This is a genomic window from Pseudomonas fluvialis (assembly GCF_014207935.1).
Lineage (GTDB): Bacteria > Pseudomonadota > Gammaproteobacteria > Pseudomonadales > Pseudomonadaceae > Aquipseudomonas > Aquipseudomonas fluvialis_A.
In genome coordinates this window covers 617,512-642,130 of record NZ_JACHLL010000002.1, presented here as the reverse complement: position 1 = coordinate 642,130, position 24,619 = coordinate 617,512, and the positions used below count along the sequence as shown (strand labels likewise).

The following is a 24,619-nucleotide window of genomic DNA, read 5'->3' as shown; positions in this document are numbered from 1 at the left end:
CTGCGTCGTCATCAGGAGAGCCTATGCCCAGCCATCAACTCGATTACGAAATTCTCGGCGCCTCGGCGCAGACCGTGGAAATTATTCTCGATCCGGGCGAGACGGTGATCGCCGAGGCCGGCGTGATGAATTACATGACCGAGGGCATCCGTTTCGAGACGCGAATGGGCGATGGTTCCGAGGGCGGGGTGCTGGGCAAGCTGTGGGGCATGGGCAAGCGCCTTATGACCGGTGAATCGCTGTTCATGACTCACTTCAGCAATGCCGGCCAGGGCCAGGCACGGGTCGGTTTCGCTGCGCCTTATCCCGGCAGCGTGGTGCCGGTCATGCTCAGCGAGGTCGGAGGCTCGCTGATCTGCCAGAAGGATGCGTTTCTCTGCGCCGCCTATGGCACGCAGATCGGCATCAGTTTCAACAAGCGTATCGGTGCTGGTTTCTTCGGTGGTGAAGGTTTCATCCTGCAGAAGCTGGAAGGCGATGGCCTGGCCTTCGTTCATGCCGGCGGGACGGTGATCCGCAAGGAGCTGAACAGCGAGACCCTGCGCCTGGATACCGGCTGCCTGGTGGCCTTCACCAGCGGCATCGACTACGACATCGGCCTGGCGGGTGGCCTCAAGAGCATGCTGTTCGGCGGCGAGGGCATCCTCCTGGCCACGCTCAAGGGCACCGGTACGGTGTGGATTCAGAGCCTGCCGTTCTCGCGCCTGGCCGAGCGCATCTACGACGCCACCGTCAAGGCGCGCGAGGAAGTCCGCGCCGGCGGCCAGTAATGCGCGCGCTTTTTCTGGCTGTGCTGCTGTTCGTTCAGGGCTGCAGCAGCCTGTTGTTCTACCCTCAGCCGGGCCTGCCCATCACACCTGCCAAGGTGGGCCTGGCCTATCGCGATATCTCGCTGACGGCCACCGACGGCACTCGCCTGCATGCCTGGTGGCTGCCGGCCAAGGCCGGCGTGGCGGTGAAGGGCACGGTGCTGCACCTGCATGGCAACGGCGGCAATCTGGCCTGGCATCTGGTGGGCAGTTACTGGCTGCCGGAGCAGGGCTATCAGGTGCTGCTGCTGGATTACCGCGGCTATGGTCTGTCCGCTGGTGAGCCAAGCCTGCCGGCGGTGTACGAGGATATCGAAGCCGCTTTTGCCTGGCTTGAGCAGGAGCCCGACGTGCAGGGCAAGCCGCTGGTGGTGCTCGGGCAGAGTCTGGGCGGCGCCCTAGCCAGCCATTACCTGACGGAGCATCCGCAGCGTCGGGCTCAGGTTCAGGCGCTGGTGCTCGATGGCGTACCGGCCAGTTACCGGGGCGTGGCCCGGCACTTGCTGGCAGGCAGCTGGCTGACCTGGCCGCTGCAGGTGCCGCTGGCGGCCCTGGTGCCGGACGATGACAGCGCCCTGCAGGCCATGCCGCGCCTGCAGGGGTTACCCAAGCTGATCTACCACAGCCTGGATGACCAGGTGGTGCCTCTTGCCAACGGCGTTCAGCTGTATCAGGCTGCGCCTCCGCCGCGGGTGCTGCAGCCGACCCGTGGCGAGCATGTGCAGACCTTCAACGAACCCGTGTGGCGTGAAGTGCTGCTGCGCTTTCTCGATGATCCGCAGGGTTTTACCGGCCTGCGGCGTCTGGCGGAAGCGCCCGCTCCCGAGAATCCCTAGTCCTGAACCTTTAGTCAGTAAGAACGCCATGAGCCAAGAACGCGATGTCATCCCCCTGATCCTCACCGGCCTCGGCACCATTGCGGTGACCGTGCTGACCCTCTGGTACTACGGCTATGTGCATTTCGCCAAGGAAGAGGACGCCCTGCTGCTGGCCGATTTCACCATGCTCAAGAGCATTCCGGGCGAGGACTACAAGCTGTCCCTGAAGCCGGCCAAGCAGGTCGCCCAGTGCATCGATGGCGTGCTGGTGCTGTTCGATACCGAGCAGAAGGGCCTTTCCGGCGTGCTGGTGGATAACCGCAAGCAGGCCGTGCGTTGTGCCGGGCAGGAAGTGCCGCAACAGGTCAAGCCCTGATCGACTCGCAGGCTGTTGAAAAACTACCTGCGTTGCCATCGCGGCGTTAAAAACAGGCTAAAAATGCTCATTTACCACTCGTAAACTGCGCTTTTTCGCCTATTTTTGCCTTGCGCTGGCGGCCTCGCCAACGGTTTTCAACGGCCTGCTAGCCACCCTTCTCGCGCATGGCCTGTCGATGCTTGTGGGTCAGCGCGAGAAAGCGCGGGGTGGCGCCAATGTCCTCGTATTGCGGGTCGCCCTGTTCATCAGTGGCAATCACCTGGCTGCCCTTGACGTAGGGGAAGCTCGCCGCCAGCTCTTCCAGTGCCGCCCCGACCAGTTCGCCCAGCAGTTCCTCGGCGCTGCGCAGCGGATACATCTCCGTCAGTGCCGCCAGGCGCGCACTGGCCTCCGGGTCCAGGCGCAGCTGATAGCGTGTGGGTGCCAGTTGTTCGGTGGCATGGCTCTGCCAGTGCCGGGCAAGTTCGCGAATCTTCATATATACCTCGATACAGGCCTTTCTCAGCGCAGGCTGCTTGTTTGCGCGGGGCTGTATTACCAGCCTAGTTCGCCGGATGGCGACAGGCGGGCGGACTGACCAGCGTGCTGGCTTGTCGTTATCAGCGAGGTGATGACTCATGGCGGAAATCGATCCACGCTTGCGCGAGGATGTGCACCTGTTGGGCGAGTTGCTCGGTGAGGCCATTGCGAGCCAGTTCGGTGCCGAGTTCGTGGCCGAGATCGAGCGCATCCGCAAGGGCGCCAAGGCTGCCCGGCGTGGTTCGAGCGAGGGTAGCGAGCAACTGCACAGCAGCCTGGCCGCTCTGGACGAGGACGAACTGCTGCCGGTGGCCCGGGCCTTCGGTCAGTTCCTCAACCTGGCCAATATCGCCGAGCAGCACCACAGCATTCGCCGCCGCCGTGCGCAGGACCCTCTGCCCTTTCCGAGTCGTGCGCTGGGTGAGCTGCTGCAGCGCCTGTTGGCGGGCGGGCACAGTGCTGAGGCCCTGGCCCGGCAGCTCGCTCGCCTGGATATCGAGCTGGTGCTGACCGCCCATCCCACCGAGGTGGCGCGGCGAACATTGATCCAGAAATACGATGGCATTGCCGCCGCCCTGGCGGACAAGGATCACGCCGATCTGTTGCCCGAGGAGCGTGAGCAGCTGCTCCAGCGTCTGCGTCGGCTGATTGCCGAGGCCTGGCACACCGACGAGATTCGCCGCAGCCGCCCGACACCGGTGGACGAGGCCAAGTGGGGCTTTGCGGTGATCGAACATTCGTTGTGGCAGGCGCTGCCGGCCTTTCTCCGCCATGTCGACGGACAGCTGAAGGCCGCCACCGGATTGCGTTTGCCGCTGTCTGCCGCACCGGTGCGTTTTGCCAGCTGGATGGGCGGTGACCGTGACGGCAACCCCAATGTCACGGCGGTGGTGACCCGTGAGGTGCTGCTGCTGGCACGCTGGATGGCGGCCGACCTGTACCTGCGTGACATCGAACAGCTGGCGGCTGATCTGTCGATGCAGGCGGCGAGCAAGGAGCTGCTGGCACGCAGCGAGGAGTCCGACGAACCTTATCGCTGCCTGCTCAAGCAGCTGCGCGAGCGTCTGCGTGCGACCCGACGCTGGGCCGAACAGGCGCTGGAGCAGGAGGTGGCGCCGGGGCCGCTGGTACTGGGCGACAACCGCGAGCTGCTGGAGCCGCTGGAGCTTTGCTATCACTCACTGCACGAGTGCGGCCTAGGCGTGATCGCCGAAGGCAATCTGCTCGATACCATCCGCCGGGCCGCCACCTTTGGCCTGTTCCTGCTGCGCCTGGATATTCGCCAGGATTCCAGTCGGCATGCCGCCGCCCTAGGCGAAATCACCGACTACCTGGGGCTGGGACACTACACCGAGTGGGACGAGCCGACGCGGGTAGCCTTTCTCCAGCGCGAGCTGGACAGCCGCAGGCCGCTGTTGCCGCAGTCCCATCGACCCTCGGCGGACACCGCCGAAGTGCTGGCCACCTGTCGGGTGGTGGCGCAGGCGCCGGCGGCCAGCATCGGCTCGTACGTTATCTCCATGGCCGGTGCCGCTTCCGATGTGCTGGCGGTGCAACTGCTGCTCAAAGAGGCCGGCGTACAGCGCTCGCTGCGGGTGGTGCCGCTGTTCGAGACCCTGGCCGATCTGGACAATGCCGCGCCGACGCTGATGCAGCTCTTGGCATTGCCGGGTTATCGCGCCCGTCTGCAGGGGCCGCAGGAGGTCATGATCGGCTATTCCGATTCGGCCAAGGATGCCGGCACCACGGCCGCGGCCTGGGCTCAGTACCGGGCGCAGGAACGTCTGGTGGCCATCTGCGCCGCCGAGGGCATCGAGCTGCTGCTGTTTCATGGCCGGGGCGGCACCATCGGCCGTGGCGGTGCGCCAGCGCACGCGGCGATTCTGTCGCAGCCGCCGGGCTCGGTGGCCGGGCGTTTCCGCACCACCGAGCAGGGCGAGATGATTCGCTTCAAGTTCGGCCTGCCGGCTCTGGCCGAGCAGAACCTCAACCTGTACCTGGCGGCCGTGCTCGAGGCGACGCTGCTGCCGCCTCCGGCACCACAGCCGGCCTGGCGTGAAACCATGGACCGCCTGGCGGCCGATGGCGTCACGGCTTACCGCGCGGTAGTGCGTGAGCATCCGCAGTTCGTCGAGTATTTCCGTCAGGCCACCCCGGAGCAGGAGTTGGGTCGCCTGCCGCTGGGCAGTCGGCCTGCCAAGCGCCGCGAGGGGGGCGTGGAAAGCCTGCGGGCGATTCCGTGGATCTTCGCCTGGACCCAGACGCGCCTGATGCTGCCGGCGTGGCTGGGCTGGGAAACGGCGTTGCAACAGGCGCTGGCGCGTGGCGAACAGGCGCTGCTGGGGGAGATGCGCGCGCACTGGCCGTTCTTCCGTACCCGCATCGATATGCTGGAGATGGTGCTGGCCAAGGCCGACGCCGGCATCGCCAGCCTGTACGACCAGCGACTGGTCAGTGATGAACTGCGACCGCTGGGGCAACATCTTCGCGACTTATTGTCGCAGTCGGTGGCCGTGGTGCTGGGGCTGACTGCTCAGTCGCAGCTGCTCTCGCACAGTCCCGAGACCCGTGAATCGATCAGTGTGCGCGATGCCTATCTGGACCCGCTGCATCTGCTGCAAGTCGAGCTTCTGGCCCGTTCCAGAGGCTTCTCCGGCACAGAGCCGGCGGCGCTGGAGCAGGCGTTGCTGGTCTCGGTGGCGGGCATTGCGGCAGGCCTGCGCAATACCGGCTAGGCTGGCACAGATGCGACTTTCGGCTGCTTGTCTGGCCACCGGGTGCTGTGTATGGTGGTCACCTTTTTTCAGCAATGCGACATGCAGGGCTGAACCTATTTCCGCAGATTGGCCCGCCGCGGCGAATCTCACCCCGATTTACACCAGCTTGAGGAGTTAGACCATGCGCGTGATCCTGCTCGGGGCGCCCGGTGCCGGCAAAGGTACCCAGGCTCGCTTCATTACCGAGAAGTTCGGCATTCCGCAGATTTCCACTGGCGACATGCTGCGCGCGGCGGTCAAGGCCGGCACTCCGCTGGGCCTGCAGGTCAAGGACGTGATGGCCAGCGGTGGTCTGGTTTCCGATGACCTGATCATTGCCCTGATCAAGGAACGTCTGACTCAGCCGGATTGCGCCAACGGTTTCCTGTTCGACGGTTTCCCGCGCACCATTCCCCAGGCCGAAGCCCTGCAGCAGGCTGGCGTGGCGCTTGACGCCGTGCTGGAAATCGCCGTGGAAGACGAGGAGATCGTCCAGCGCATCTCCGGCCGCCGCGTTCACGAAGCCTCTGGTCGTGTCTACCACGTCATCCACAACGCACCGAAAGTGGCTGGCAAGGATGACGAGACTGGCGAAGAGCTGATCCAGCGTCCGGACGACAGCGAAGAAACCGTGCGCAAGCGCCTGGCCCTCTATCACGAGCAGACCAAGCCACTGGTTGATTTCTACTCCAAGCTGTCCGCGGCCACTGGCTCGCCCAAGTGCAGCAAGGTGGAAGGCGTGGGTTCGGTGGAAGAAATCACCGCCAAGGTACTGGCCGCGCTCAGCTGAGTTAGCCTGTGTCTTCAGCCAACGGCCCGCTTGCGGGCCGTTGGCGTTTCCGTGTGGCGGATAATCCCGCCAAACAGCCGGCTTGCCGGGTTAAAATCGCCGCCTTTGCCTGCCCAGCCCACTGATATGAGCACTCTGACATGACCACGCTGCTGGCCCTGGATACCGCCACCGAAGCCTGCTCCGTTGCCCTGCTGCATGACGGCCGCGTGTACAGCCATTACGAGGTGATTCCACGCCTGCATGCCCAGCGCCTGCTGCCGATGATCCAGCAATTGCTGGGTGAGGCCGGCGTCGCCCTGAGCGCGCTGGATGGCATCGCCTTCGGCCGTGGGCCGGGAGCCTTCACCGGCGTACGCATTGCCATCGGTGTGGTTCAGGGCCTGGCCTTTGCCCTGGAGCGTCCGGTGCTGCTGATTTCCGACCTGGCCGTGCTGGCCCAGCGGGCGCGACGCGAGCAGGGTGCCGAGCGTGTGGCGGTGGCCATCGACGCGCGGATGGATGAGGTGTACTGGGGCTGCTACTCCCTGGACGAGGGAGAGATGCGCCTGTGCGGCAGCGAGGCGGTACTGTCTCCCGAGCGCGCCGAGCTGCCGCCTCAGGCCTTGCCGGCAGACTGGTTTGCCGCCGGCACCGGCTGGGGCACCTTTGCCAGTCGTCTGCCGCAGGGGCTGGCCGGGCAGGCGCCGGACCTGCTGCCGCATGCCGAGGATTTGCTGACCCTGGCCCTGCCGGCCTGGTCGCGTGGTGAGGCGGTGGCGGCTGAGCAGGCCCAGCCGATCTATCTGCGTGATAACGTAGCCACGCCCAAGGCGCCGCGTTGAGAGCCTTTTGGGGCCGGCTGTCATCTGCCGATTGTCAGCCGTGCGTGCCTTGACTAGATTTTCCTGACCAGCCCGAGGTTGTTGTTCTCCATCATGCGTATCGACTCGCCACTGCAAGGCTACAGCGCCGAACGCAGTCCCCGTCCCGGGGCGGCGAGCACGGCCCTGCGCGAAAGCCAGCGTGAGCTGGAGCAGCGCGGCGAGGTACCGGCCAGTCCATCTGCAAGCCAGGGCTTCGAGGCGCAACCGCAGCCGCGCAAGGTGCAGGCCAGCAATGCCGGCAGTGAGAACCTGCCCGCGCGCAGCCAGGCTTATGCTTACCAGCAGCCGGTTGGCGGCCGGGTAGGGCAGGCGCTGGCCAGCTACACCAGCACCGCCAATCTGGTACGCGATACCGATGCGCCGGAAGTGCTCGGACTCGATCTGTACGCCTGATGCTGCCGTATTTTCTTGGCTGCCCGTCGTGGAGCGAGGCCGCCTGGCGCGGCTCGCTGTATCCCGCCGACATGCCGGCAGCGGCGAGCCTGGCGACCTACTCTCAGGTCTTCAATGCGGTCGAGGGCAACACCACCTTCTATGCTCGGCCAGCGCCGGCCACTCTGGCACGCTGGGCCGAGCAGATGCCTGCGCACTTTCATTTCTGCGCCAAGCTGCCCCGCGAAATCAGTCACAGTTCCAGTCTGTTTGAGCAGGGCGCAGCCCTTGCCGACTTCCTGCAGCTGCTCGCGCCACTGGGCTCGCGGGTGGCGCCACTGTGGCTGCAACTGCCGGCCAGCTTCGGTCCTTCACGTTTGACCGAGCTGGCGTGGCTGCTGGAGCAGCTGGCTGACCGAACGGTGGCGGTCGAGGTGCGCCATGCGCAGTTCTTCGATCGAGGTGAGGCCGAGCGGGCGCTCAACCGGCTGCTGCTGGAGCGCGGGGTGGAGCGTATCTGTCTGGATTCTCGGGCATTGTTCAGCTGCACCGATGACAGCCCGGCCATTCGCCATGCCCAGGGCAAGAAACCGCGCCTGCCATTGCGCCCTGCGGCATTCAGCGAATTCCCCCAGTTGCGCTTCATCGGCCATCCGCTGCTGGAGGCCAATCTGCCGTTTCTGCAGCCCTGGCTGGACAAGGTCGCGCAGTGGATAGAGGCGGGCAAATGGCCTCACGTATTCCTGCATACGCCGGATAATCACCGTGCGCCGGAACTGGCCTGCCTGTTTCATCGGCAACTCCAGCAGCGCTTGCCGGGCCTGGTGGATTTGCCCGAGCTGCCAGGTGCGCGGCGGGATCAGCTGGCGCTGCTTTAACAGGCTGCTGAGTGCCTGCTAGCGCTGGGCCAGCAACAGGTCGGCGGCCAGCCCATGACGGCCGTCGCTGAAATTGAAACTGCCCAGCTGAGCGATGCGATCGTAGGCGCCCAACGCCAGGTCGGTGTCGCGGCTGTTCAGGCTGATGCTGCTGACACCCGCCTGTTGTAGGCTGATCTGCTGCTGTTGGCCGTCCTGGCTGAAACGCAGCAGGCTGAGGCGGCTGAACACCGCATCCAGTTGGTCGATCTGTCCATCGCGGTTGTCATCGTAGCGGGCCAGTTCGGCAAAGCCGTTGGTGGCGCCGTTCTGGTCACCGAACAGCTCGCGGCCGTCGTCGATGCGGCCGTTGCCATTGCGGTCGAGGGCGAGCAGGGCATCGTCGCCGGCTGGCGCGCTGATCCGGTCGCGGCGTCCATCGGCATCCAGGTCGAAGCTCACTGTATCCAGGAGGCCTCGGGTACGCAGGCCGTTGCTGGCCAGGTCGAGCACCAGCGGGTCGCTCTGCTTGGGCGGCTGGCTGCTGACATTCAGCTCCAGGGAGCGTTGCTCCAGAGTTTGCTCTGCGCGCACTACCGCTTCGGTGGCGGCGGCCGGTAGCTCGCCGTCCAGACTGACGCTGGTCGCCTCGGCGCTTTCGACGGCGACGGGCTTCTCCGGCTCGGCATCCGGCATCAGGGTGCGGCGCAGAATCTGGTAGTCGATCGACTCGGCAACCGCCTGTTCCAGGCTGCTCTGCAGGTCGCGCGCCGGACTTGCCTGGGCGCTGCGCGGGGCGTGGATGACATCAAACATGGCGTGTCCTGCTGGTGGCTCTGGCACAATTGCGCCGCATTCGCCTGGTCATCGGCCGGGCATGGCTTTTTTTGAGTGTTTTTTGAGCAGATGGCAGAGATGAGCGACGAACGGCAGGCGGCTTCACTGCGTATGGATTCCCTGGCGCCCCAGCATGATCAGGCCGCTCGGCAGTGGGCACAGCGCCTGGGTCTGAGACTGGAGGGCGAGGCCGATTTCGCCCTGCAGCTGGGCGATGCCGGCCTGCAGCTGCTGGAGCTCGGCCCTGGGGCGCCGGGTCCGGTGCGGGTGGACTTTGTCGAGGGCGCGGTGGCGCACCGGCGCCAGTTTGGCGGTGGCAGTGGGCAGATGATCGCCAAGGCTGTTGGGGTGCAGCCCGGTGTGCGGCCGACGGTTCTGGATGCCACGGCCGGTCTCGGTCGCGATGCCTTCGTGCTGGCGGCGCTGGGCTGCGCCATGACCCTGATCGAGCGCCAGCCGCTGATCGCCGCTCTGCTGGAAGACGGCCTGGCCCGCGCCCAGCGTGATGCCGAGGTGGCGCTGATTGCCGCGCGCATGCGCCTGTTGTGTGGCAATGCCATCGAACTGATGCAGCAGTGGCAGGACGAGGCGCCGCAGGTGATCTACCTTGACCCCATGTTTCCCCATCGCGACAAGAGCGCGCTGGTGAAGAAGGAAATGCGCCTGTTCCGGCCCTTCGTCGGCGACGATCTGGATGCTCCGGAGCTGCTGGCGACAGCCCTGCAGCTGGCCAGCCACCGAGTGGTGGTCAAGCGCCCGCGCAAGGCGCCAGCCATCGAGGGAATCAAGCCGGGCTATGTGCTGGAAGGCAAATCCAGTCGTTACGACATCTACCCGAAGAAGGCCCTCAAGGCCTGATCAAGGCCCGGTGCGATAGGCGCGCAGGAACAGCTGCACCACCTCGGCCACATGGCTGGCCTCTTCCTCGACCGTCGGTGCGCTGCAGCAGCCGACCAGTAGGCGGAAGTTGCAGCCGCCCTTGAGCAGGCTGAGGAAGTGTTCGGCGGCGTTGTGCGGATTGTCGATCTGCAGCTTGCCCTGGCTGGCGGCCTTGCGCAGCAACCCTTCGAGCTCATTCAGCACGCGCTGCGGGCCGGCATTGAAGAACAGCTGGCCCAGGGTCGGGTCGGTGGTGGCCAGGGTCACCATGACCCGCAGCAGCTCGACGGATTCGCGGCTGTTGATCAACTGCACGAAGCCACGACCGATATTCAGCAGCACCTTTTCCAGTGACGCACCGTCGGGCAGGTCGAAGAACAGCTCGGGCAGCTGCTCCTCGCACTTGGACTTTACCGCGGCCGAGAACAGTGTCTCCTTGTCGGTGAAGTGGTTGTACACCGTGAGCTTGGAAACCCCGGCTTCGGCGGCGATGGCGTCCATACTGCTGCCTTCGTAGCCGTTGCGCATGAACAGGGTTTTTGCCGCTTCGAGGATGGCCAGACGCTTGGCTTGATCCTTCGGGCGACCGGGGCCGGTACTCGGCAATCTTTTGTCAGACATTTTCTAGGAAATACTGGACTGGTGAGTTTGCTATTTTTACTATACCCGGCAGTATAAATATTCAAAACCTTGTTTGTGAAAAGGTCACCATCATGTTGCGTCGAGCCTTGCCTGTTGCCCTGCCGTTTGTCCTGATTGCCAGCCTGACCGCCTGTGGTGGCGGCGATAAAGTCGAGCCGCCGGCGCGCCCGGCGCTGGTGGTGCAGCCGATTCCGGCGGGGGATGCGGTGGATACCTATCCGGGCGAGGTGCGTGCGCGCCTGGAACCGGAGCTGGCCTTCCGCATTGCCGGCAAGATCAGCAGGCGCCTGGTCGAGGTGGGTGAGCGGGTGAAGAAGGACCAGCCGCTTGCCGAGCTGGACCCCGAGGACGTCCGTCTGCAGCTGGAGGCCATTCGCGCCCAGGTCGCCGCCGCCGAGGCCAATCTGCAGCTGGTGCGCACCGAGCGCGACCGCTACAAGACCCTGATGGCACGGCAGATGGTCAGTCGCTCGCAGTACGACAATGCCGAGAACCTCTATCGCGCCGGTGAGGCGCGCCTCAAGCAGGTCAAGGCCGAGTACAACGTGGCCAGCAACCAGGCCGGCTATGCCGTGTTGCGTGCCTCGCAGAATGGGGTGATTGCCACTCGCAAGGCCGAGGTCGGCCAGGTGGTGGCTGCCGGTCAGCAGGTGTTCACCCTGGCAGCCGATGGCGATCGCGAGGTGGTGATCAGCCTGCCGGAGCATGCCATCGAACGCTTCAAGATCGGCCAGGTGGTGGCCGTCGAACTCTGGTCGCAGCCGGGCAAGCGTTATGCCGGCCTGGTCCGCGAGCTGTCACCGGCTGCCGATCCGCTGTCGCGCACCTTCGCCGCCCGCGTGGCCTTCAGCGAAGCCAAGGTGCCGGCCGAGCTGGGCCAGAGCGCGCGGGTGTTCATCCGCTCCGGCGAGCATGTGCCGCTGTCCGTTCCGCTGGCAGCGCTGACCGCCGAAAAGGGCCAGCCCTATGTCTGGGTGGTCGATCCGAAAACCTCCAGCCTCAAACGCGTGGCTGTCAAGGTCGGCGCCTATGGCGAAGAGCGCGTGCCGGTACTCGACGGCCTGAGCCCAGGCGACTGGGTGGTGGCCGCCGGTGTCCAGGTGCTCCGTGAAGGGCAGAAGGTGCGTCCGGTCGATCGCGACAACCGCAACGTCCAACTGGTTGCCGGGGAGTAAGGCTCGTGGGCTTCAACCTTTCCGCCTGGGCGCTGAAAAACCGCCAGATAGTTCTCTACGTCATGATCCTGCTGGGCATAGTCGGGGCCATCTCCTACACCAAGCTGGGCCAGAGCGAGGACCCGCCCTTTACCTTCAAGGCCATGGTGATCAAGACCAACTGGCCGGGCGCCAGTGCCGAGGAAGTCTCGCGGCAGATCACCGAGCGCATCGAGAAGAAGCTGATGGAGACTGGCGACTTCGATCGGATCGTCTCCTTCTCCCGCCCGGGTGAGTCCCAGGTGACCTTTCTCGCCCGCGACTCCATGCATTCGCGGGATATTCCCGAGCTGTGGTACCAGGTGCGCAAGAAGGTCAGCGACATTCGTTACACCTTGCCCCAGGGCATCCAGGGCCCGTTCTTCAACGACGAATTCGGTACCACCTTCGGCAATATCTACGCGCTGACCGGTGAAGGTTTCGACTACGCGGTGATGAAAGACTACGCCGACCGTGTGCAGCTGCAGCTGCAGCGGGTCAAGGACGTCGGCAAGGTCGAGCTGGTTGGCCTGCAGGACGAGAAGGTGTGGATCGAGCTGTCCAACGTCAAGGCTGCCACCCTCGGCCTGCCCATGGCGGCCGTGCAGAAGGCGCTGGAGGAGCAGAATGCGGTGGCGGCCGCCGGCTTCTTCGAAACCCCCTCGGACCGGGTGCAGCTGCGCGTCAGCGGTAACTTCAAGACCGTCGAGGAAATTCGTGAGTTCCCCATTCGCGTCGGCGACCGTACCTTCCGCCTGGGTGACGTGGCCGAGGTCAGCCGCAGCTTCAACGACCCGCCCGCGCCGCGCATGCGCTTCATGGGCGAGGATGCCATCGGCATTGCCGTGTCGATGAAGACCGGTGGTGACATTCTGGTGCTGGGTGAAGCCCTGGAGGCCGAGTTCGCCCGCCTGCAGGAAAACCTGCCGGCCGGCCTGCAGCTGCGCAAGGTGTCCGACCAGCCGGCGGCGGTGAAAACCGGTGTTGGCGAGTTCGTCCGCGTGCTCACCGAGGCGCTGATCATCGTGCTGCTGGTGAGCTTCTTCTCCCTCGGCATGCGCACCGGCCTGGTGGTAGCACTTTCGATCCCGCTGGTGCTGGCGATGACCTTCGCCGCCATGCATTACTTCGGCATCGGCCTGCACAAGATTTCCCTCGGCGCGCTGGTGCTGGCGCTGGGCCTCCTGGTGGACGACGCGATCATTGCCGTGGAGATGATGGCGATCAAGATGGAGCAGGGCTACGACCGACTCAAGGCGGCCAGTTATGCCTGGACCAGTACGGCCTTCCCCATGCTCACCGGCACGCTGATTACCGCCGCCGGCTTCCTGCCGATTGCCACCGCGCAGTCCGGTACCGGCGAGTACACCCGTTCGATCTTCCAGGTGGTGACCATCGCCCTGATAGTGTCGTGGATCGCCGCCGTGGTCTTCGTACCTTACCTGGGCGATCGCCTGCTGCCGGACCTGGCCAAGCTGCATGCGGCCAAGCACGGTCATGGCCAGGACCCCTACGGCACGCCGTTCTATCGCCGCGTGCGTACGCTGGTGGAGTGGTGCGTGCGTCGTCGCCGGCTGGTGATCATGCTCACCGTGGGGGCGTTCGTCGCCTCGGTGCTGCTGTTCCGCTTCGTCCCGCAGCAGTTCTTCCCGGCCTCCGGGCGTCTGGAAATCATGGTCGACCTCAAACTCAACGAGGGCGCCTCGCTCAAGGCCACCGAGGCCCAGGTGGCGCGTCTGGAGAAAATGCTCCAGGAGCATGAGGGCATCGACAACTATGTGGCCTATGTCGGTACCGGTTCGCCGCGCTTCTACCTGCCGCTGGACCAGCAGTTGCCGGCCGCCAGCTTTGCCCAGTTCGTGGTGCTGACCAAGAGCATCAAGGACCGCGAAGCAGTGCGTGAGTGGCTGATTGGCGTGATGGGTGAGCAGTTCCCGACCCTGCGTTCGCGTGTGTCGCGTCTGGAGAACGGACCGCCCGTGGGCTATCCGGTGCAGTTCCGCGTGTCGGGTGAGCACATCGACGAAGTCCGCGCGCTGGCTCGTCAGGTGGCCGACAAGGTGCGTGACAACCCCCATGTGGTCAACGTGCACCTGGACTGGGAAGAGCCGAGCAAGGTGGTACGCCTGATCATCGACCAGGACCGTGCCCGCGCCCTGGGCGTGAGCACCGCCAACCTGTCGCAGTTCCTGCAGAGCGCGCTGTCCGGCCAGGTGGTCAGCCAGTTCCGCGAAGGCAACGAGCTGATCGACATCCAGCTGCGCGGCACCGTGCGCGAGCGTCAGGAGCTGGGCCTGCTGCCGAGCCTGGCGGTGCCTACCGACAACGGCAAGAGTGTGGCGCTGTCGCAGGTGGCCACGCTCGAATACGGCTTCGAGGAGGGCATCATCTGGCATCGCAACCGCCTGCCCAACGTGACTGTGCGCGCCGATATCTACGACAAGGCGCTGCCGGCCAGCGTGGTCCAGCAGATCATGCCGACCCTGGACCCGATCCGCGCCAAGCTGCCGGATGGCTACCTGCTGGACGTGGGCGGCACCGTGGAGGACTCGGCGCGCGGGCAGAAATCCGTCAATGCCGGTGTGCCGCTGTTCATTGTGGTGGTGCTGACGCTGCTGATGCTGCAGCTCAAGAGCTTCTCGCGCACGGCCATGGTGTTCGTCACCGCGCCGCTGGGCCTGATCGGCGTGACCCTGTTCCTCCTGGTGTTCCAGCAGCCGTTCGGCTTTGTGGCCATGCTCGGCACCATCGCCCTGGCGGGGATGATCATGCGTAACTCGGTGATTCTGGTTGACCAGATCGAGCAGGATATCGCCAGCGGCCTGGACCGCTGGCACGCCATCATCGAGGCCACCGTGCGGCGTTTCCGGCCGATCGTGCTGACCGCTCTGGCCGCGGTGCTGGCGATGATCCCGCTGTCGCGCAGCGTGTTCTTCGGGCCGATGGCCGTGGCCATCATGGGCGGCCTGATCGTCGCCACGGCGCTGACCCTGCTGTTCCTGCCGGCGCTCTATGCGGCGTGGTTCCGGGTCAAGGAAGTAGAGAGCTAAGTCATTATCGTTATGTACAAGGAGGTGTTATGAGGCTAGTTCGATTGTTGTCAGTGCTGCTGGCAGGGCTTTTTGCCCAACAGCTGTACGCTGGGGATGATCAGCTGGAGCGTCGGAAGGAGCTGGATCGTCAATGTCTTGAGGAGCGCACGGCCCGGATCCTGCCGATCCAGGCCCGCCTGGCTCAGGAATGTAAGGACTCTGGGAAGGATCCCGGTTGGTGCGACCGGCAAGTGCGCCACTATGGATGGAACAAGCCCAGTCTGTTCACCGATTTACCATCGTGCGTCGAGGCGTTTGAACTGCTCAAGCAAGTTCAGCCCTGAGTACGTTCTGAGACACAAAAAAGCCCGGCAAATGCCGGGCTTTTTTGTCGATGGTGCTTACAGCGCGCCAAATACCTTTTTGGCCAGGCTGGTGGCGGCGCCGGCCGGGTTCTCACGGATGCCGGCTTCCTGCTCGGCGATGATCGCGAACAGGCCGTTCAGTGCCTGCTCGGTGACGTAGCCTTCGACATTGGCGCTCTTGGCGTCGAGCACGCCGAGGCTGGCGGCCTGGCCGGCGAGGGCGTTGTATTGCTGGGCGACGCCGACCTTGGCGGTGGCTTGCTTGACGATGGGCAGGAACTTGGAGCGGATCTGCTCGCGGCTGGTCTTGTTCAGGTACTGGGTGGCGGCATCATTCGGGCCGCTGAGGATGCTCTTGGCGTCCTGCACGCTCATCTGCTTGACCGCGTCGATGAGGATGGCCTGGGCCTGGGGCACGGCCGCTTCGGCAGCCAGGTTCATGCTGCTTTCCAGCTGTTCGACCTGCTCGCCCATGCCCATCATCTTCAGTGCACTGGTGGCCTGGCCTAGTTTGCCTGGCAGCTCGATGCGCACATCTGGATCGTTGCTGAAACCGCCGGGCTTGCCCAACTGCTGCACGGCGAGTTTGGCGCCCTGGCTGAGAGCATCCTTGAGACCGCCGGTAGCGTCCTGCTGGCTGAGATCGGCCAGCGACAGGGCGTGGCTGGCGCCGGCAAACAGCAGACCGGCGGCGAGGAGAGTGAGTTGGCGCATGACGATTCCTTGTAAGTGGCAGTAAGGGTTTAGCGAACCGGGTCGAGCTTGATGCGCAGTGGTTGGTCGCTGCCGTCGAGCTTGACTCCGTAATGCTGGGTGCTGATGAACAGCAGACGGCCATCCAGCTCGATCCGCGCGCTGACGCTGTAACGGTGGCGTGGGTCGATCTGCTGCGGGTTGTAGTCGAGATGGAAGGGCAGAGGCACCTGGCCGCTTACCGGACCCTGCTGGCGGGCCAGTTCGATGGCTGGGGCATCGGCCAGGGAGACATCCTGCAGGGTGACGCTCAGTACGGCCTGGGGCGGCAGGGCCATGCGCTGCAGGTAAAACACCTCGCCCGTGACGCTGGCGGTGGGCGCCTGGCTGGCGCAGGCGCTGAGCAGACCGGCGGTCAGCAAGGGGGCGGCAAAGAAAGTGAGCAGACGGTTCATCGGGCATCCTTGTGGGGGTGTGCCGGATTGGACCGGCTTCACCCCGACAAAGTGCCATAGTCAGGCGTTTTTGGCAGCCGGTTCGGCCGGGCCTTCCACCGTGACCTGCTGGATCGACAGGCGTACTTCGGCCGGCAGCACGCGCTGCGCGGCGCCTTCGACCAGCTCGCCCAGACCCTCGTGGTAGCCGAGCTTGCCGGCCTCGTCCTGGGCCAGCACCTTCTGCTCCAGCAGGCTCTGGATGAAGTGGCGGAACAGGCTCTTGTCGAAGAACTCCGGTGCGTTGAGGCCATGCAGGATCGACAGGCGCTGGGCCATGACCGTACAGAGATTTTCCAGCTCCTCGGCGCTCAGCTGGTTCTGCCCCTGCTTGAGCAGCAGGGCGATGGCCATGTAGAAGCGCTGCAGGGTCTGCACGATGGTGTTGGACAGCAGGCTGAGCAGAACGAACTGCCGCGAGCTGAGCTCCGGGCGCACGTAGCTGTCGCCGTCGCGGGTCAGCAGGCCCAGTTCGACGAAGCTAGCCAGCCACTGATCGACCACGCCATCGAGTTCTTCCAGCTTCCAGCGCATGAACAGCTCGGACTGCAGGTAGGGGTACAGCGCGCGGGTAAAGCGCAGCAGCTGGGTGCGGCTGATTCGCGCGGTGTTGTGGAAGAAACTCGCCAGCAGCGCCGGCAGGGCAAAGATGTGCAGGATGTTGTTGCGGTAGTAGGTCATCAGCACCGCGTTCTGCTCATCCAGATAGAGGATGCGGCCGAGGGCATCCTGCTGTTCGGAGACCAGCTTGAGGCTCTTCACATACTCGATCAGTTCGGCCGCGTTGCCCTGTGGCAGGGTGGCATAGGGCGAGTAGGGCACCTGGCGCAGCAGGGAGAGGAACAGGTCGAGCACGCGCAGCAGGGCCTGTTCGTCCAACGCCAGGCGGCTGGTGGAGAGCAGGGCCAGGGCGACCAGGTTGGCCGGGTTGACCGCGGCGGCGTCGTTGAGGTGGCGTGCCACTTCGTCGGCGAGGCGGTTGCTGGCCTGGCTCAGCCAGGCCGGGCGGGCCAGCGGGTCGGTCTGCGGTATGCGCCAGTCCGGCTGTTCGCGGTCGAGGAACTCGGCCAGCTTGATCGGCTCGCCGAAGTTCACCGAAACCTTGCCGAAGCGCTGCTTGAGGGCGCTGAACACCTTGAACAGGTCCAGCAGCGACTCCTTCTTCTTGGTCGCGCCGCGCAGCTCGCCCAGGTAGGTGCGGCCCTCGAACACGCGCTCGTAGCCGATGTAAACCGGTATGAAGACGATCGGCAGGCGCGAGTCGCGGGCAAAGCTGCGCAGGGTGATGGCCAGCATGCCGGTCTTGGGCTGCAGCATGCGCCCGGTGCGCGAGCGGCCGCCCTCGACGAAGTACTCCACCGGGAAGCCACGGGTGAAAAGGGTGTGTAGGTATTCGTTGAATACCGCGGTGTACAGCGGGTTGCCCTTGAAGGTGCGGCGCATGAAGAAGGCACCGCCGCGGCGCAGGATGCCGCCGACAATCGGCATGTTGAGGTTGATCCCGGCGGCGATGTGCGGCGGGGTCAGGCCGTTGGTAAACAGCAGGTAGGACAGCACCAGATAGTCGATGTGGCTGCGGTGGCAGGGTACATAGATGACTTCATGGCCATGCGCGGCTTCCTGCACGCCGGCGATATTGTTGACCTGAATGCCCTCGTAGAGCTTGTTCCAGAACCAGGAGAGCACGACTTCGAGGAAACGGATTACCGGGTAGGAGTAGTCCGAGGCGATCTCGTTGGCGTACTTGAGCGCCAGGGCTTCTGCCTTTTCCTGATCCAGCTTGGGCTCGCGCGCCAGCTCCTCGGCAATCGCCGCCTTCACGCCCGGTGCATGCACCAGGCCCTTGACCAGGGTACGGCGGTGCGAGAGGTCGGGGCCGATCACCGCGGTCTTCTGGTTGCGGAAGTGCACCCGCAGGATGCGCTGGACCATGCGCAGGGTGCGCTCGCCGTCCTTCTTCTGGTCGACCAGCTCACGCAGCTGGATGGGCTCGGCGAACTGCACGCGGGTCTTGCGGCCCAGCACCAGAATGCGGAACAGCTTGCGCAGACGCCCGGTCACGCCCCAGCTGTCGGCGAACAGCAGCTTCCACGGGCTCGATTCGCTGTCCGGCGACTGGCCCCAAAACACGCTGACCGGAATGATCTGCGCCTGCGCTTCGCTGTTCAGCTCCAGCGACTGCACCAGACGTTGCAAGGTCGGCGAGATGCCGCGCTTGTCCTGGCCACCGAACCAGCCGGGGCCCGGAGTCAGGTAGAAGAAGGCCATGGGCTCTTCGCGACCGCTGATCGGCATCGGCAGCACCGGGCGTGGCAGGCCGGCTTTGCGGCATTCGGCATCGACCACCGCCAGGTCGCTGGCAGAGGGCTGCTGCAGCACGTAGAAGACCGGACGAGCCGGGTCGATCTTCAGGGTGAAGGCCGACTGGTTGATGGTTTCGGAACGCACAAAGGGCGCCATCAGGCGGCGAAGGGTACCGAAGGCAAGGCGACGAAGCGGGGAGCGGGTCATACGAATTCTGATCAGGATAGCCGAAGCTCAGGGGCGCTAAGTGTGCCGGATTCGCCGCTTGCCCGCAAAACGCAGCTAACTGTCTGAATTTACGGTTTTCTTTTGCAACTTTTGCGGGCTGCAAGTGTCTTGCATAGCCGCCGCCCGTGCTCATATAGTCCGGCGGCGTTGAATCCCTGGTCGCGCGGCCATGCAGGCGGTGCGGCGGGTTATCCGGAGTGGCGAGAGACCATGATCGAAATAACAAATCTGACCAAGCGATTTGCTCAGCACACGGCGGTGGACAACCTGTCCTTCCGGGTCGAGCGCGGCGAGGTGCTGGGCTTCCTCGGCCCTAACGGCGCCGGCAAGTCCACCACCATGAAAATGCTCACCGGCTTCCTGGCCCCGACTTCCGGCAGCGCCAGCGTGCTCGGCTTCGATATCCAGAAACAGACCCTCAAGGCGCAGCAGCAGATTGGCTATCTGCCCGAAGGCGCGCCCTGCTATGGCGACATGACGGTCCGCGGCTTCCTCGAATTCATCGCCGAGATCCGCGGTTTCCGTGGCGCCGAGAAGCGCGAGAAAGTGATCAGCGCGGCGGCCAAGGTCGAGCTGGGCGCTGTGCTGGAACAGAGCATCGAGACCCTGTCCAAGGGCTTCAAGCGCCGTGTCGGTCTGGCGCAGGCGATCCTGCATGATCCGCAGGTGCTGATTCTCGACGAGCCCACCGACGGCCTGGACCCGAACCAGAAACATCAGGTGCGCGAGCTGATCCAGGGCCTGGCCAAGGACAAGATCGTCATCATCTCCACTCACATCCTCGAAGAAGTCTCGGCGGTCTGCACCCGCGCGGTGATCATCGCCGGCGGCAAGCTGGTGGCCGATGGCACGCCGTTCGAGCTGGAAAGCCGCTCCCGTTACCACCAGGCGGTGACCCTGGTCGGTGCCGATGCCCTCGACGAAGCGGCGCTGGCTGCACTGCCGGGCGTGGCAGGGGTCGAGCGCAACGAGCGCGAGCACAGCCTGACCGTGCTGGCCCAGCCGGGCGCGGTGATCTTCAGCGCAGTCAACGAGCTGATCCGCGAGCGCGGCTGGTCGATCAAGGAGCTGGACGTCGAACGCGGACGTCTGGATGAAGTGTTCCGCACGCTGACCCGGGGAGCGGCGCAATGAAACAGTTGTCGGTGATCTTCAAGCGCGAGCTGGGCAGTTACTTCGCTACTCCGCTGGCCTATGTGTTTATCGTGATCTTCCTGGTGCTGTCCGGGGTGTTCACCTTCTACCTGGGCGGCTTCTTCGAGCGTAACCAGGCGGACCTTTCGCCGTTCTTCAACTTCCACCCCTGGCTCTACCTGTTCCTGGTGCCGGCCATCGCCATGCGCCTGTGGGCGGAGGAGCGCAAGTCCGGCTCCATCGAACTGCTGATGACCCTGCCGATCACCCGCTTCGAAGCGGTTACCGGCAAGTTCCTCGCCGCCTGGGTGTTCGCCGGCATCGCGCTGCTGCTGACCTTCCCGATGATCATCGCGGTCAACTACCTCGGCCAGCCGGACAACGGCGCCATCTTCACCGGTTACCTAGGCAGTTGGCTGATGGCCGGCGGCTTCCTGGCCATCGGCTCGTGCATGTCGGCGCTTGCCAAGAACCAGGTGATCGCCTTCATCCTCGCGGTGGTGGTGAGCTTCCTGTTCATTGTCAGCGGCTTCCCGCTGGTGCTGGATGCCTTCAGCGCCTGGGCACCGCAACTGGTGCTGGATGCGATTGCCTCGCTGAGCTTCCTGACCCGCTTCGAAGCCATCAGCAAGGGCGTGATCGACCTGCGCGACCTGCTGTATTTCGTCACCCTGATTGCCGCCTGGCTGGCTGCCACCGCGGTGGTGGTTGATCTGAAGAAGGCTGACTGACCATGAAGAAACTGATGTATTCCAGTGCCGGGCTGCTGCTGATCGCCCTGGCCTTTCTTGCCTTCAACAGCTTCAGCGCGCTGACCCTGACCGGCGCGCGTCTGGACCTGACCGAGCAGAAGCTCTACACCATCTCCGACGGCACCAAGCAGATTCTTGGCGAGCTGAAGGAGCCGGTGGAGCTGTATTTCTTCTATTCGGACAAGACCGCCCGCGATCTGGTGGGCCTGCGCAACTACGCCAAGCGCGTGGAGGAGCTGCTCAAGGCCTACGAGCAGGTGGCCGACGGCAAGCTGAAGCTGCATATCGTCGATCCCGAGCCGTTCTCCGAGGACGAGGACAAGGCCGCCGAGTTCGGTCTGCAGGCGATCCCGCTGCGTGAAGGCGGCGACTCGATCTACTTCGGCCTGGCCGGCACCAACGCGGCCAAGGACAGCCAGATCATCCCGTTCTTCCAGCTCGATCAGGAAGAGTTCCTCGAGTACGAACTGAGCCGCCTGATCCAGGGCCTGGCCAATCCGCAGCGGCCGGTGGTCGGTCTGCTCTCGGGCCTGCAGGTCAATGGCGGCTTCGACATGATGCAGCGCCAGCCGACCCCGCCGTGGATGGTGATGGAGCAGATCCGCCAGCTGTTCAAGGTCGAGACCCTCAAGGCCGATATCGACCAGATTCCGGAGAAGGTCTCGGTGCTGCTGCTGATTCATCCCAAGCAGCTGCCGCAGCAGACGTTGTACGCCATCGACCAGTTCGTCCTGCGCGGCGGCAAGCTGCTGGCTTTCGTCGACCCGTTCAGCGAAGCCGATACCGGCATGGCCATGCCCGGCGAGGCGCCGGACAAGGCTTCCGATCTGGAGCCGCTGTTCAAGGCCTGGGGCCTGCGTCTGGTGCCGGGCAAGGTGCTGGGTGACCATTCCTATGCCATGTCCGTTGGTGTCGGCCAGGAGCAGCGCCCGGTGCGCCATGTGGCCTGGCTCAATCTGCCCAAGCGTGCCCTGGACCAGAGCGACGTGATCACCAGCGCGCTGGAGAATGTCACCCTGGCCACACCGGGTATTCTGGAGCCGCTGGAAGGTGCCAAGACCAAGCTGGTGCCGCTGCTGCAGAGCTCGGAATACGCCATGCCCTTCGACGCCAACCGCTTCGGCATGCTGGCCAACCCGGAAGAACTGCTGCGCGAACTCAGCCCGACGGGCGAGCGCTATACCCTTGCGGCGCGCATCAGCGGTCCGGCGGCTTCGGCCTTCCCTGAGGGCATCGAGGGTCGCAAGGATGGTCTGAAGCAGGCTGATGGCATCAACGTGGTGGTGGTGGCCGATACCGACCTGCTGACCGACCGCATGTGGGTGCAGGTACAGGACTTCTTCGGTCAGCGCATGCCACAGCCCTGGGCGGATAACGCGGGCCTGGCGATCAACGCGCTGGACAACCTGTCCGGCAGCGAGGCGCTGATCAGCGTGCGTTCGCGCGGTCGCTTCACCCGTCCGTTTGAAGTGGTGGAGAGCCTGCAGCGCGAGGCCGAGGTGAAGTTCCGCGAGAGCGAGGAAGTGCTGCAGAAGCGCCTGGCCGATACCGAGCAGAAACTGGCGGCCCTGCAGAAGAGCGACGATCCGGCCAAGAGCCTGGAGCTGACGCCCGAGCAGCAGGCCACCCTGCAGCAGTTCGTGCAGGAGAAGCTGCGCATCCGCAAGGAACTGCGCGAGGTGCGTTACCAGCTCAATGCCGATATCGAAGACCTTGGCCGGGTACTCAAACTGGCCAACGTGGCGCTGGTGCCGCTGCTGCTGACCTTCGGCGTGCTGCTGCTGTGGCTGTGGCGCCGCCGCGCGCGCTGAGCCTCCCCGCGTGACACGAGAGGGGCACCCGCTTATCCGGGCGCCCCTTTCTTTTGGGCGCTCGGCCCCCACGGCTGCTAGGCTGAAAGGACCGGCAGGATGCCGTGGTATCCGGTTTTGATCGGAGGCGCGTCCATGAATACTCCTGCTGAAGCCAGGCTCGCATCCCGTGAGCAACTGCTGGCAATCATCCAGATCCAGAGTGAAATCGCCAAGCTCGGCCTCGATCTTTCCGGGGTCATGGAGCTGGTGGTCGAGCGTTGCCTGACCCTGGTCCGGGCCGAGGGCGCGGCCATCGAGCTGGCCGACGGAGAGGAGATGGTCTACCGCGCCGCCTCCGGCATGGCTGCCGGGCAACTGGGCTTGCGCCTGAACATCCATGGCAGCCTCACGGGCCTGTGCGTGCGCAGTGGCGAGGTGCTGCGCTGCGACGACAGCGAAACGGACGAGCGGGTTGACCGCATCGCCTGCCGTCGGGTTGGCGTGCGCTCGATGCTGGTGCTGCCGCTCAAGTATCGTGAAAGCTGTGTCGGCGTGCTCAAGGTGATGTCGCCCCAGCCCGCTGCGTTCGGCGAAACCGCCCAGTCGGTGCTGTCGCTGCTGACCGAGTTGCTGGGCGCCGAGATGTTCTTCGCTTCCAAGTACACAGCGAACGACCTGTTCTACCGCGCCACCCACGACGAGCTGAGTGGCTTGGCCAACCGCGCGCTGTTCCTCGACCGCCTGCGCAACCGCCTGGCCCAGGCGCGGCGCGACGGCGACATGGCGGGTGTGTTGATGCTCGATCTGGATGGGCTCAAGCCGATCAACGACCAGTTAGGTCACCGTGCCGGCGACGCTGCCATCCGCGCCTGCGCCGAGCGCCTCAAGGCGGTGGTACGCCAGTGCGACACCGCCGCCCGCCTGGGCGGCGACGAGTTCGCCGTTTTGCTGCAGCGGGTCGAGGGCGAAGCGGCGCTGCAGGACAGTGTGCGACGCCTGCGCGAGGCCATCTGCAAGCCGTTTGCCTTCGGGCAGTTGGAGCTGCCGCTGGAAATCAGCATTGGCGCGGCACTCATTCCCGCCGAGGGCAGCGAGCTGGAGGCGGTACTCGACCGTGCCGACCAGGCCATGTACCAGGACAAGCGCGAGCGCAAGCAGAGGGCGCGGGTCACGACCTGAAGCGGCGCGCGCGTCCTGTTCTCCGTTCCATTTCAATGCACGCCGAAAAGCGTTGCAGACCCCGGTCTGCGGGCTTGTGCGCCGGGTGGGGGAGGGTCTGGTCAGGCCCGCGATTTGCTTTTTATACTCGCTGTGCGGTCGTTCCAGGAACGCCTCTCGAAATGCCGCAGGTTACCGCAAGGGTGCCTGTGGATAACAAGAAGAACGTTTTGTGCCGCGTTGCTCCGGCCCCCCGAATGGGGCAAAACCAAATCAATTTCGCAGTGGAGATGGGAAATGTCAGATCGTGAGATCGGAACCGTCAAGTGGTTCAACGATGCCAAGGGTTATGGCTTCATCCAACGTGACGGCGGTGCCGATGTGTTCGTGCACTTCCGCGCCATTCGCGGCGAGGGGCATCGCACCCTGGCCGAGGGGCAGCAGGTTGAGTTCGCCGTGACCGAGGGCCAGAAAGGGCTGCAGGCCGAGGACGTGGCCAAGCTCTGATTCCCCGCGTCATGCACAACAAAAAGCCCGGCATTGCCGGGCTTTTTGTTGTGCATGACACTGCCGCTCAGCCGGTGCGCCAGGTGATCTCGCTGACGCCTTCGGCGGTGACGCGCAGCCAGCGGTCGGCGGCTTCGTCGCTTTCATCCTCGCTCCAGCCGCCGATGGCGCAGCGTACCTCCACGCCGAGGGCGGCACAGGCTGCCTCGGCGCAGTCACGGTCGGTAGCCCAGGGGGTGGCATCGCTTTCCAGTAGCAGGCTGTGCCACTTGCCCACGGCTTTCGGCAGCCAGGTGGCGGGAATGCCGCCGGCCAGGGTCTTGAATGTCTGGCCGCGTGCCTGCCACTCGCCACAATCACCCAGGGCTGCCGTCAGCCAGGCACTGATGGCGTCCAGCTCGGCGTCCTTGAGGTAAATCTCGATATCGGGTTGGCGCATGGC

At 64.8% G+C, this 24,619-nt stretch carries 24 protein-coding genes; 17 read left to right on the top strand and 7 right to left on the bottom strand.

Translation table 11 applies throughout. From position 1 onward, the window contains the following. Positions 1-23: 23 nt before the first annotated feature. Genes HNP49_RS08065 through HNP49_RS08055 form a run of 3 tightly spaced genes read left to right on the top strand, consistent with a single transcriptional unit; the run spans position 24 to position 2,003 of the window. Positions 24-770, top strand: coding sequence for a TIGR00266 family protein (locus HNP49_RS08065; protein ID WP_184682184.1), 747 nt, complete (start codon positions 24-26; stop codon positions 768-770). After that, on the top strand, positions 770-1,645 hold the full coding sequence (locus HNP49_RS08060; protein WP_184682183.1) for an alpha/beta hydrolase: 876 nt from the start codon (positions 770-772) through the stop codon (positions 1,643-1,645). Before HNP49_RS08065 ends, HNP49_RS08060 begins: the two co-directional genes overlap by 1 nt. A 28-nt stretch (positions 1,646-1,673) precedes the next feature. After that, positions 1,674-2,003: a hypothetical protein gene (locus tag HNP49_RS08055; RefSeq protein WP_184682181.1), complete on the top strand. Its 330-nt coding sequence runs from the start codon at positions 1,674-1,676 to the stop codon at positions 2,001-2,003. 148 nt (positions 2,004-2,151) lie between these two features. Here HNP49_RS08055 and HNP49_RS08050 read toward each other — a convergent pair whose 3' ends face one another. Further along, entirely contained in the window at positions 2,152-2,484 is a 333-nt protein-coding gene (locus HNP49_RS08050) for a pilin assembly protein (RefSeq protein WP_184682180.1), read from the bottom strand. Positions 2,485-2,623: 139 nt separating this feature from the next. Between HNP49_RS08050 and ppc the strand changes: the two genes are divergently transcribed. The 5 genes from ppc to HNP49_RS08025 all read left to right on the top strand — a co-directional run bounded on the left by ppc (position 2,624) and on the right by HNP49_RS08025 (position 8,187). Then, on the top strand, positions 2,624-5,260 hold the full coding sequence (gene ppc / locus HNP49_RS08045; protein ID WP_184682178.1) for a phosphoenolpyruvate carboxylase: 2,637 nt from the start codon (positions 2,624-2,626) through the stop codon (positions 5,258-5,260). Positions 5,261-5,423: 163 nt separating this feature from the next. After that, positions 5,424-6,071 carry an adenylate kinase gene (adk, locus tag HNP49_RS08040; RefSeq protein WP_184682176.1) on the top strand — a complete coding sequence of 216 codons (648 nt, stop codon included), beginning with the start codon at positions 5,424-5,426 and terminating at the stop codon, positions 6,069-6,071. Between the two features lie 140 nt (positions 6,072-6,211). After that, complete coding sequence (gene tsaB / locus HNP49_RS08035) at positions 6,212-6,895, top strand: tRNA (adenosine(37)-N6)-threonylcarbamoyltransferase complex dimerization subunit type 1 TsaB (RefSeq protein WP_184682174.1); 684 nt, start codon at positions 6,212-6,214, stop codon at positions 6,893-6,895. A 93-nt stretch (positions 6,896-6,988) separates the two neighbouring features. Continuing rightward, entirely contained in the window at positions 6,989-7,330 is a 342-nt protein-coding gene (locus HNP49_RS08030) for a hypothetical protein (RefSeq protein WP_184682168.1), read from the top strand. Then, on the top strand, positions 7,330-8,187 hold the full coding sequence (locus HNP49_RS08025; RefSeq protein ID WP_184682166.1) for a DUF72 domain-containing protein: 858 nt from the start codon (positions 7,330-7,332) through the stop codon (positions 8,185-8,187). Before HNP49_RS08030 ends, HNP49_RS08025 begins: the two co-directional genes overlap by 1 nt. Positions 8,188-8,205: 18 nt before the next feature. On the opposite strand, the gene HNP49_RS08020 is transcribed toward HNP49_RS08025, so the two are convergent. Beyond that, entirely contained in the window at positions 8,206-8,982 is a 777-nt protein-coding gene (locus HNP49_RS08020; RefSeq protein ID WP_184682164.1) for a hypothetical protein, read from the bottom strand. A 132-nt stretch (positions 8,983-9,114) separates the two neighbouring features. Between HNP49_RS08020 and HNP49_RS08015 the strand changes: the two genes are divergently transcribed. Continuing rightward, positions 9,115-9,861: a class I SAM-dependent methyltransferase gene (locus HNP49_RS08015; protein ID WP_409372535.1), complete on the top strand. Its 747-nt coding sequence runs from the start codon at positions 9,115-9,117 to the stop codon at positions 9,859-9,861. Here the strand turns inward: HNP49_RS08015 and HNP49_RS08010 are convergent, their stop codons facing one another. Next, the gene (locus tag HNP49_RS08010) at positions 9,862-10,503 is read right to left on the bottom strand and encodes a TetR/AcrR family transcriptional regulator (RefSeq protein ID WP_184682160.1); all 642 of its coding nucleotides are present in this window, start codon (positions 10,501-10,503) and stop codon (positions 9,862-9,864) included. A gap of 92 nt (positions 10,504-10,595) precedes the next feature. Between HNP49_RS08010 and HNP49_RS08005 the strand changes: the two genes are divergently transcribed. From HNP49_RS08005 to HNP49_RS07995, 3 genes are read left to right on the top strand one after another with little or no spacing between them, the layout of a single operon-like run. Continuing rightward, on the top strand, positions 10,596-11,699 hold the full coding sequence (locus tag HNP49_RS08005; protein WP_184682158.1) for an efflux RND transporter periplasmic adaptor subunit: 1,104 nt from the start codon (positions 10,596-10,598) through the stop codon (positions 11,697-11,699). Positions 11,700-11,704: 5 nt separating this feature from the next. Then, positions 11,705-14,767: an efflux RND transporter permease subunit gene (locus HNP49_RS08000; RefSeq protein ID WP_184682156.1), complete on the top strand. Its 3,063-nt coding sequence runs from the start codon at positions 11,705-11,707 to the stop codon at positions 14,765-14,767. A gap of 29 nt (positions 14,768-14,796) precedes the next feature. Next, positions 14,797-15,093: a hypothetical protein gene (locus tag HNP49_RS07995; RefSeq protein WP_184682154.1), complete on the top strand. Its 297-nt coding sequence runs from the start codon at positions 14,797-14,799 to the stop codon at positions 15,091-15,093. A gap of 57 nt (positions 15,094-15,150) precedes the next feature. Here the strand turns inward: HNP49_RS07995 and HNP49_RS07990 are convergent, their stop codons facing one another. Genes HNP49_RS07990 through plsB form a run of 3 tightly spaced genes read right to left on the bottom strand, consistent with a single transcriptional unit; the run spans position 15,151 to position 18,812 of the window. Continuing rightward, positions 15,151-15,828: a DUF4197 domain-containing protein gene (locus HNP49_RS07990; RefSeq protein WP_184682152.1), complete on the bottom strand. Its 678-nt coding sequence runs from the start codon at positions 15,826-15,828 to the stop codon at positions 15,151-15,153. A 29-nt stretch (positions 15,829-15,857) separates the two neighbouring features. Continuing rightward, a complete protein-coding gene (locus HNP49_RS07985; protein ID WP_184682150.1) occupies positions 15,858-16,262 on the bottom strand; it encodes a YbaY family lipoprotein in 405 nt (134 codons plus the stop codon). A 60-nt stretch (positions 16,263-16,322) separates the two neighbouring features. Continuing rightward, positions 16,323-18,812 (bottom strand): glycerol-3-phosphate 1-O-acyltransferase PlsB, encoded by a 2,490-nt coding sequence (plsB, locus tag HNP49_RS07980; protein WP_184682148.1) that lies wholly within the window; start codon positions 18,810-18,812, stop codon positions 16,323-16,325. Between the two features lie 231 nt (positions 18,813-19,043). Between plsB and HNP49_RS07975 the strand changes: the two genes are divergently transcribed. The 5 genes from HNP49_RS07975 to HNP49_RS07955 all read left to right on the top strand — a co-directional run bounded on the left by HNP49_RS07975 (position 19,044) and on the right by HNP49_RS07955 (position 24,177). Beyond that, positions 19,044-19,967, top strand: a complete 924-nt coding sequence (locus HNP49_RS07975; protein ID WP_184682140.1) for an ABC transporter ATP-binding protein — start codon at positions 19,044-19,046, stop codon at positions 19,965-19,967. Beyond that, on the top strand, positions 19,964-20,698 hold the full coding sequence (locus HNP49_RS07970) for an ABC transporter permease subunit (RefSeq protein ID WP_184682138.1): 735 nt from the start codon (positions 19,964-19,966) through the stop codon (positions 20,696-20,698). Before HNP49_RS07975 ends, HNP49_RS07970 begins: the two co-directional genes overlap by 4 nt. Positions 20,699-20,700: 2 nt before the next feature. Next, positions 20,701-22,530, top strand: coding sequence for a Gldg family protein (locus HNP49_RS07965; protein WP_184682136.1), 1,830 nt, complete (start codon positions 20,701-20,703; stop codon positions 22,528-22,530). 135 nt (positions 22,531-22,665) lie between these two features. Continuing rightward, positions 22,666-23,691 carry a sensor domain-containing diguanylate cyclase gene (locus HNP49_RS07960; protein WP_184682134.1) on the top strand — a complete coding sequence of 342 codons (1,026 nt, stop codon included), beginning with the start codon at positions 22,666-22,668 and terminating at the stop codon, positions 23,689-23,691. Positions 23,692-23,967: 276 nt separating this feature from the next. After that, on the top strand, positions 23,968-24,177 hold the full coding sequence (locus HNP49_RS07955; protein ID WP_184682132.1) for a cold-shock protein: 210 nt from the start codon (positions 23,968-23,970) through the stop codon (positions 24,175-24,177). A gap of 67 nt (positions 24,178-24,244) precedes the next feature. Here the strand turns inward: HNP49_RS07955 and HNP49_RS07950 are convergent, their stop codons facing one another. Next, positions 24,245-24,616 carry a hypothetical protein gene (locus tag HNP49_RS07950; protein ID WP_184682130.1) on the bottom strand — a complete coding sequence of 124 codons (372 nt, stop codon included), beginning with the start codon at positions 24,614-24,616 and terminating at the stop codon, positions 24,245-24,247. Between the last annotated feature and the right edge of the window lie 3 nt (positions 24,617-24,619).

What these genes read in the sequence shown, in the direction of transcription:
- HNP49_RS08065 (WP_184682184.1), top strand. Translation starts at nt 24, where the DNA reads ATGCCCAGCCATCAACTCGATTACGAAATTCTCGGCGCCTCGGCGCAG.
- HNP49_RS08060 (WP_184682183.1), top strand. Translation starts at nt 770, where the DNA reads ATGCGCGCGCTTTTTCTGGCTGTGCTGCTGTTCGTTCAGGGCTGCAGC.
- HNP49_RS08055 (WP_184682181.1), top strand. Translation starts at nt 1,674, where the DNA reads ATGAGCCAAGAACGCGATGTCATCCCCCTGATCCTCACCGGCCTCGGC.
- HNP49_RS08050 (WP_184682180.1), bottom strand. Translation starts at nt 2,484, where the DNA reads ATGAAGATTCGCGAACTTGCCCGGCACTGGCAGAGCCATGCCACCGAA.
- ppc (WP_184682178.1), top strand. Translation starts at nt 2,624, where the DNA reads ATGGCGGAAATCGATCCACGCTTGCGCGAGGATGTGCACCTGTTGGGC.
- adk (WP_184682176.1), top strand. Translation starts at nt 5,424, where the DNA reads ATGCGCGTGATCCTGCTCGGGGCGCCCGGTGCCGGCAAAGGTACCCAG.
- tsaB (WP_184682174.1), top strand. Translation starts at nt 6,212, where the DNA reads ATGACCACGCTGCTGGCCCTGGATACCGCCACCGAAGCCTGCTCCGTT.
- HNP49_RS08030 (WP_184682168.1), top strand. Translation starts at nt 6,989, where the DNA reads ATGCGTATCGACTCGCCACTGCAAGGCTACAGCGCCGAACGCAGTCCC.
- HNP49_RS08025 (WP_184682166.1), top strand. Translation starts at nt 7,330, where the DNA reads ATGCTGCCGTATTTTCTTGGCTGCCCGTCGTGGAGCGAGGCCGCCTGG.
- HNP49_RS08020 (WP_184682164.1), bottom strand. Translation starts at nt 8,982, where the DNA reads ATGTTTGATGTCATCCACGCCCCGCGCAGCGCCCAGGCAAGTCCGGCG.
- HNP49_RS08015 (WP_409372535.1), top strand. Translation starts at nt 9,115, where the DNA reads ATGGATTCCCTGGCGCCCCAGCATGATCAGGCCGCTCGGCAGTGGGCA.
- HNP49_RS08010 (WP_184682160.1), bottom strand. Translation starts at nt 10,503, where the DNA reads ATGTCTGACAAAAGATTGCCGAGTACCGGCCCCGGTCGCCCGAAGGAT.
- HNP49_RS08005 (WP_184682158.1), top strand. Translation starts at nt 10,596, where the DNA reads ATGTTGCGTCGAGCCTTGCCTGTTGCCCTGCCGTTTGTCCTGATTGCC.
- HNP49_RS07995 (WP_184682154.1), top strand. Translation starts at nt 14,797, where the DNA reads ATGAGGCTAGTTCGATTGTTGTCAGTGCTGCTGGCAGGGCTTTTTGCC.
- HNP49_RS07990 (WP_184682152.1), bottom strand. Translation starts at nt 15,828, where the DNA reads ATGCGCCAACTCACTCTCCTCGCCGCCGGTCTGCTGTTTGCCGGCGCC.
- HNP49_RS07985 (WP_184682150.1), bottom strand. Translation starts at nt 16,262, where the DNA reads ATGAACCGTCTGCTCACTTTCTTTGCCGCCCCCTTGCTGACCGCCGGT.
- plsB (WP_184682148.1), bottom strand. Translation starts at nt 18,812, where the DNA reads ATGACCCGCTCCCCGCTTCGTCGCCTTGCCTTCGGTACCCTTCGCCGC.
- HNP49_RS07975 (WP_184682140.1), top strand. Translation starts at nt 19,044, where the DNA reads ATGATCGAAATAACAAATCTGACCAAGCGATTTGCTCAGCACACGGCG.
- HNP49_RS07970 (WP_184682138.1), top strand. Translation starts at nt 19,964, where the DNA reads ATGAAACAGTTGTCGGTGATCTTCAAGCGCGAGCTGGGCAGTTACTTC.
- HNP49_RS07965 (WP_184682136.1), top strand. Translation starts at nt 20,701, where the DNA reads ATGAAGAAACTGATGTATTCCAGTGCCGGGCTGCTGCTGATCGCCCTG.
- HNP49_RS07960 (WP_184682134.1), top strand. Translation starts at nt 22,666, where the DNA reads ATGAATACTCCTGCTGAAGCCAGGCTCGCATCCCGTGAGCAACTGCTG.
- HNP49_RS07955 (WP_184682132.1), top strand. Translation starts at nt 23,968, where the DNA reads ATGTCAGATCGTGAGATCGGAACCGTCAAGTGGTTCAACGATGCCAAG.
- HNP49_RS07950 (WP_184682130.1), bottom strand. Translation starts at nt 24,616, where the DNA reads ATGCGCCAACCCGATATCGAGATTTACCTCAAGGACGCCGAGCTGGAC.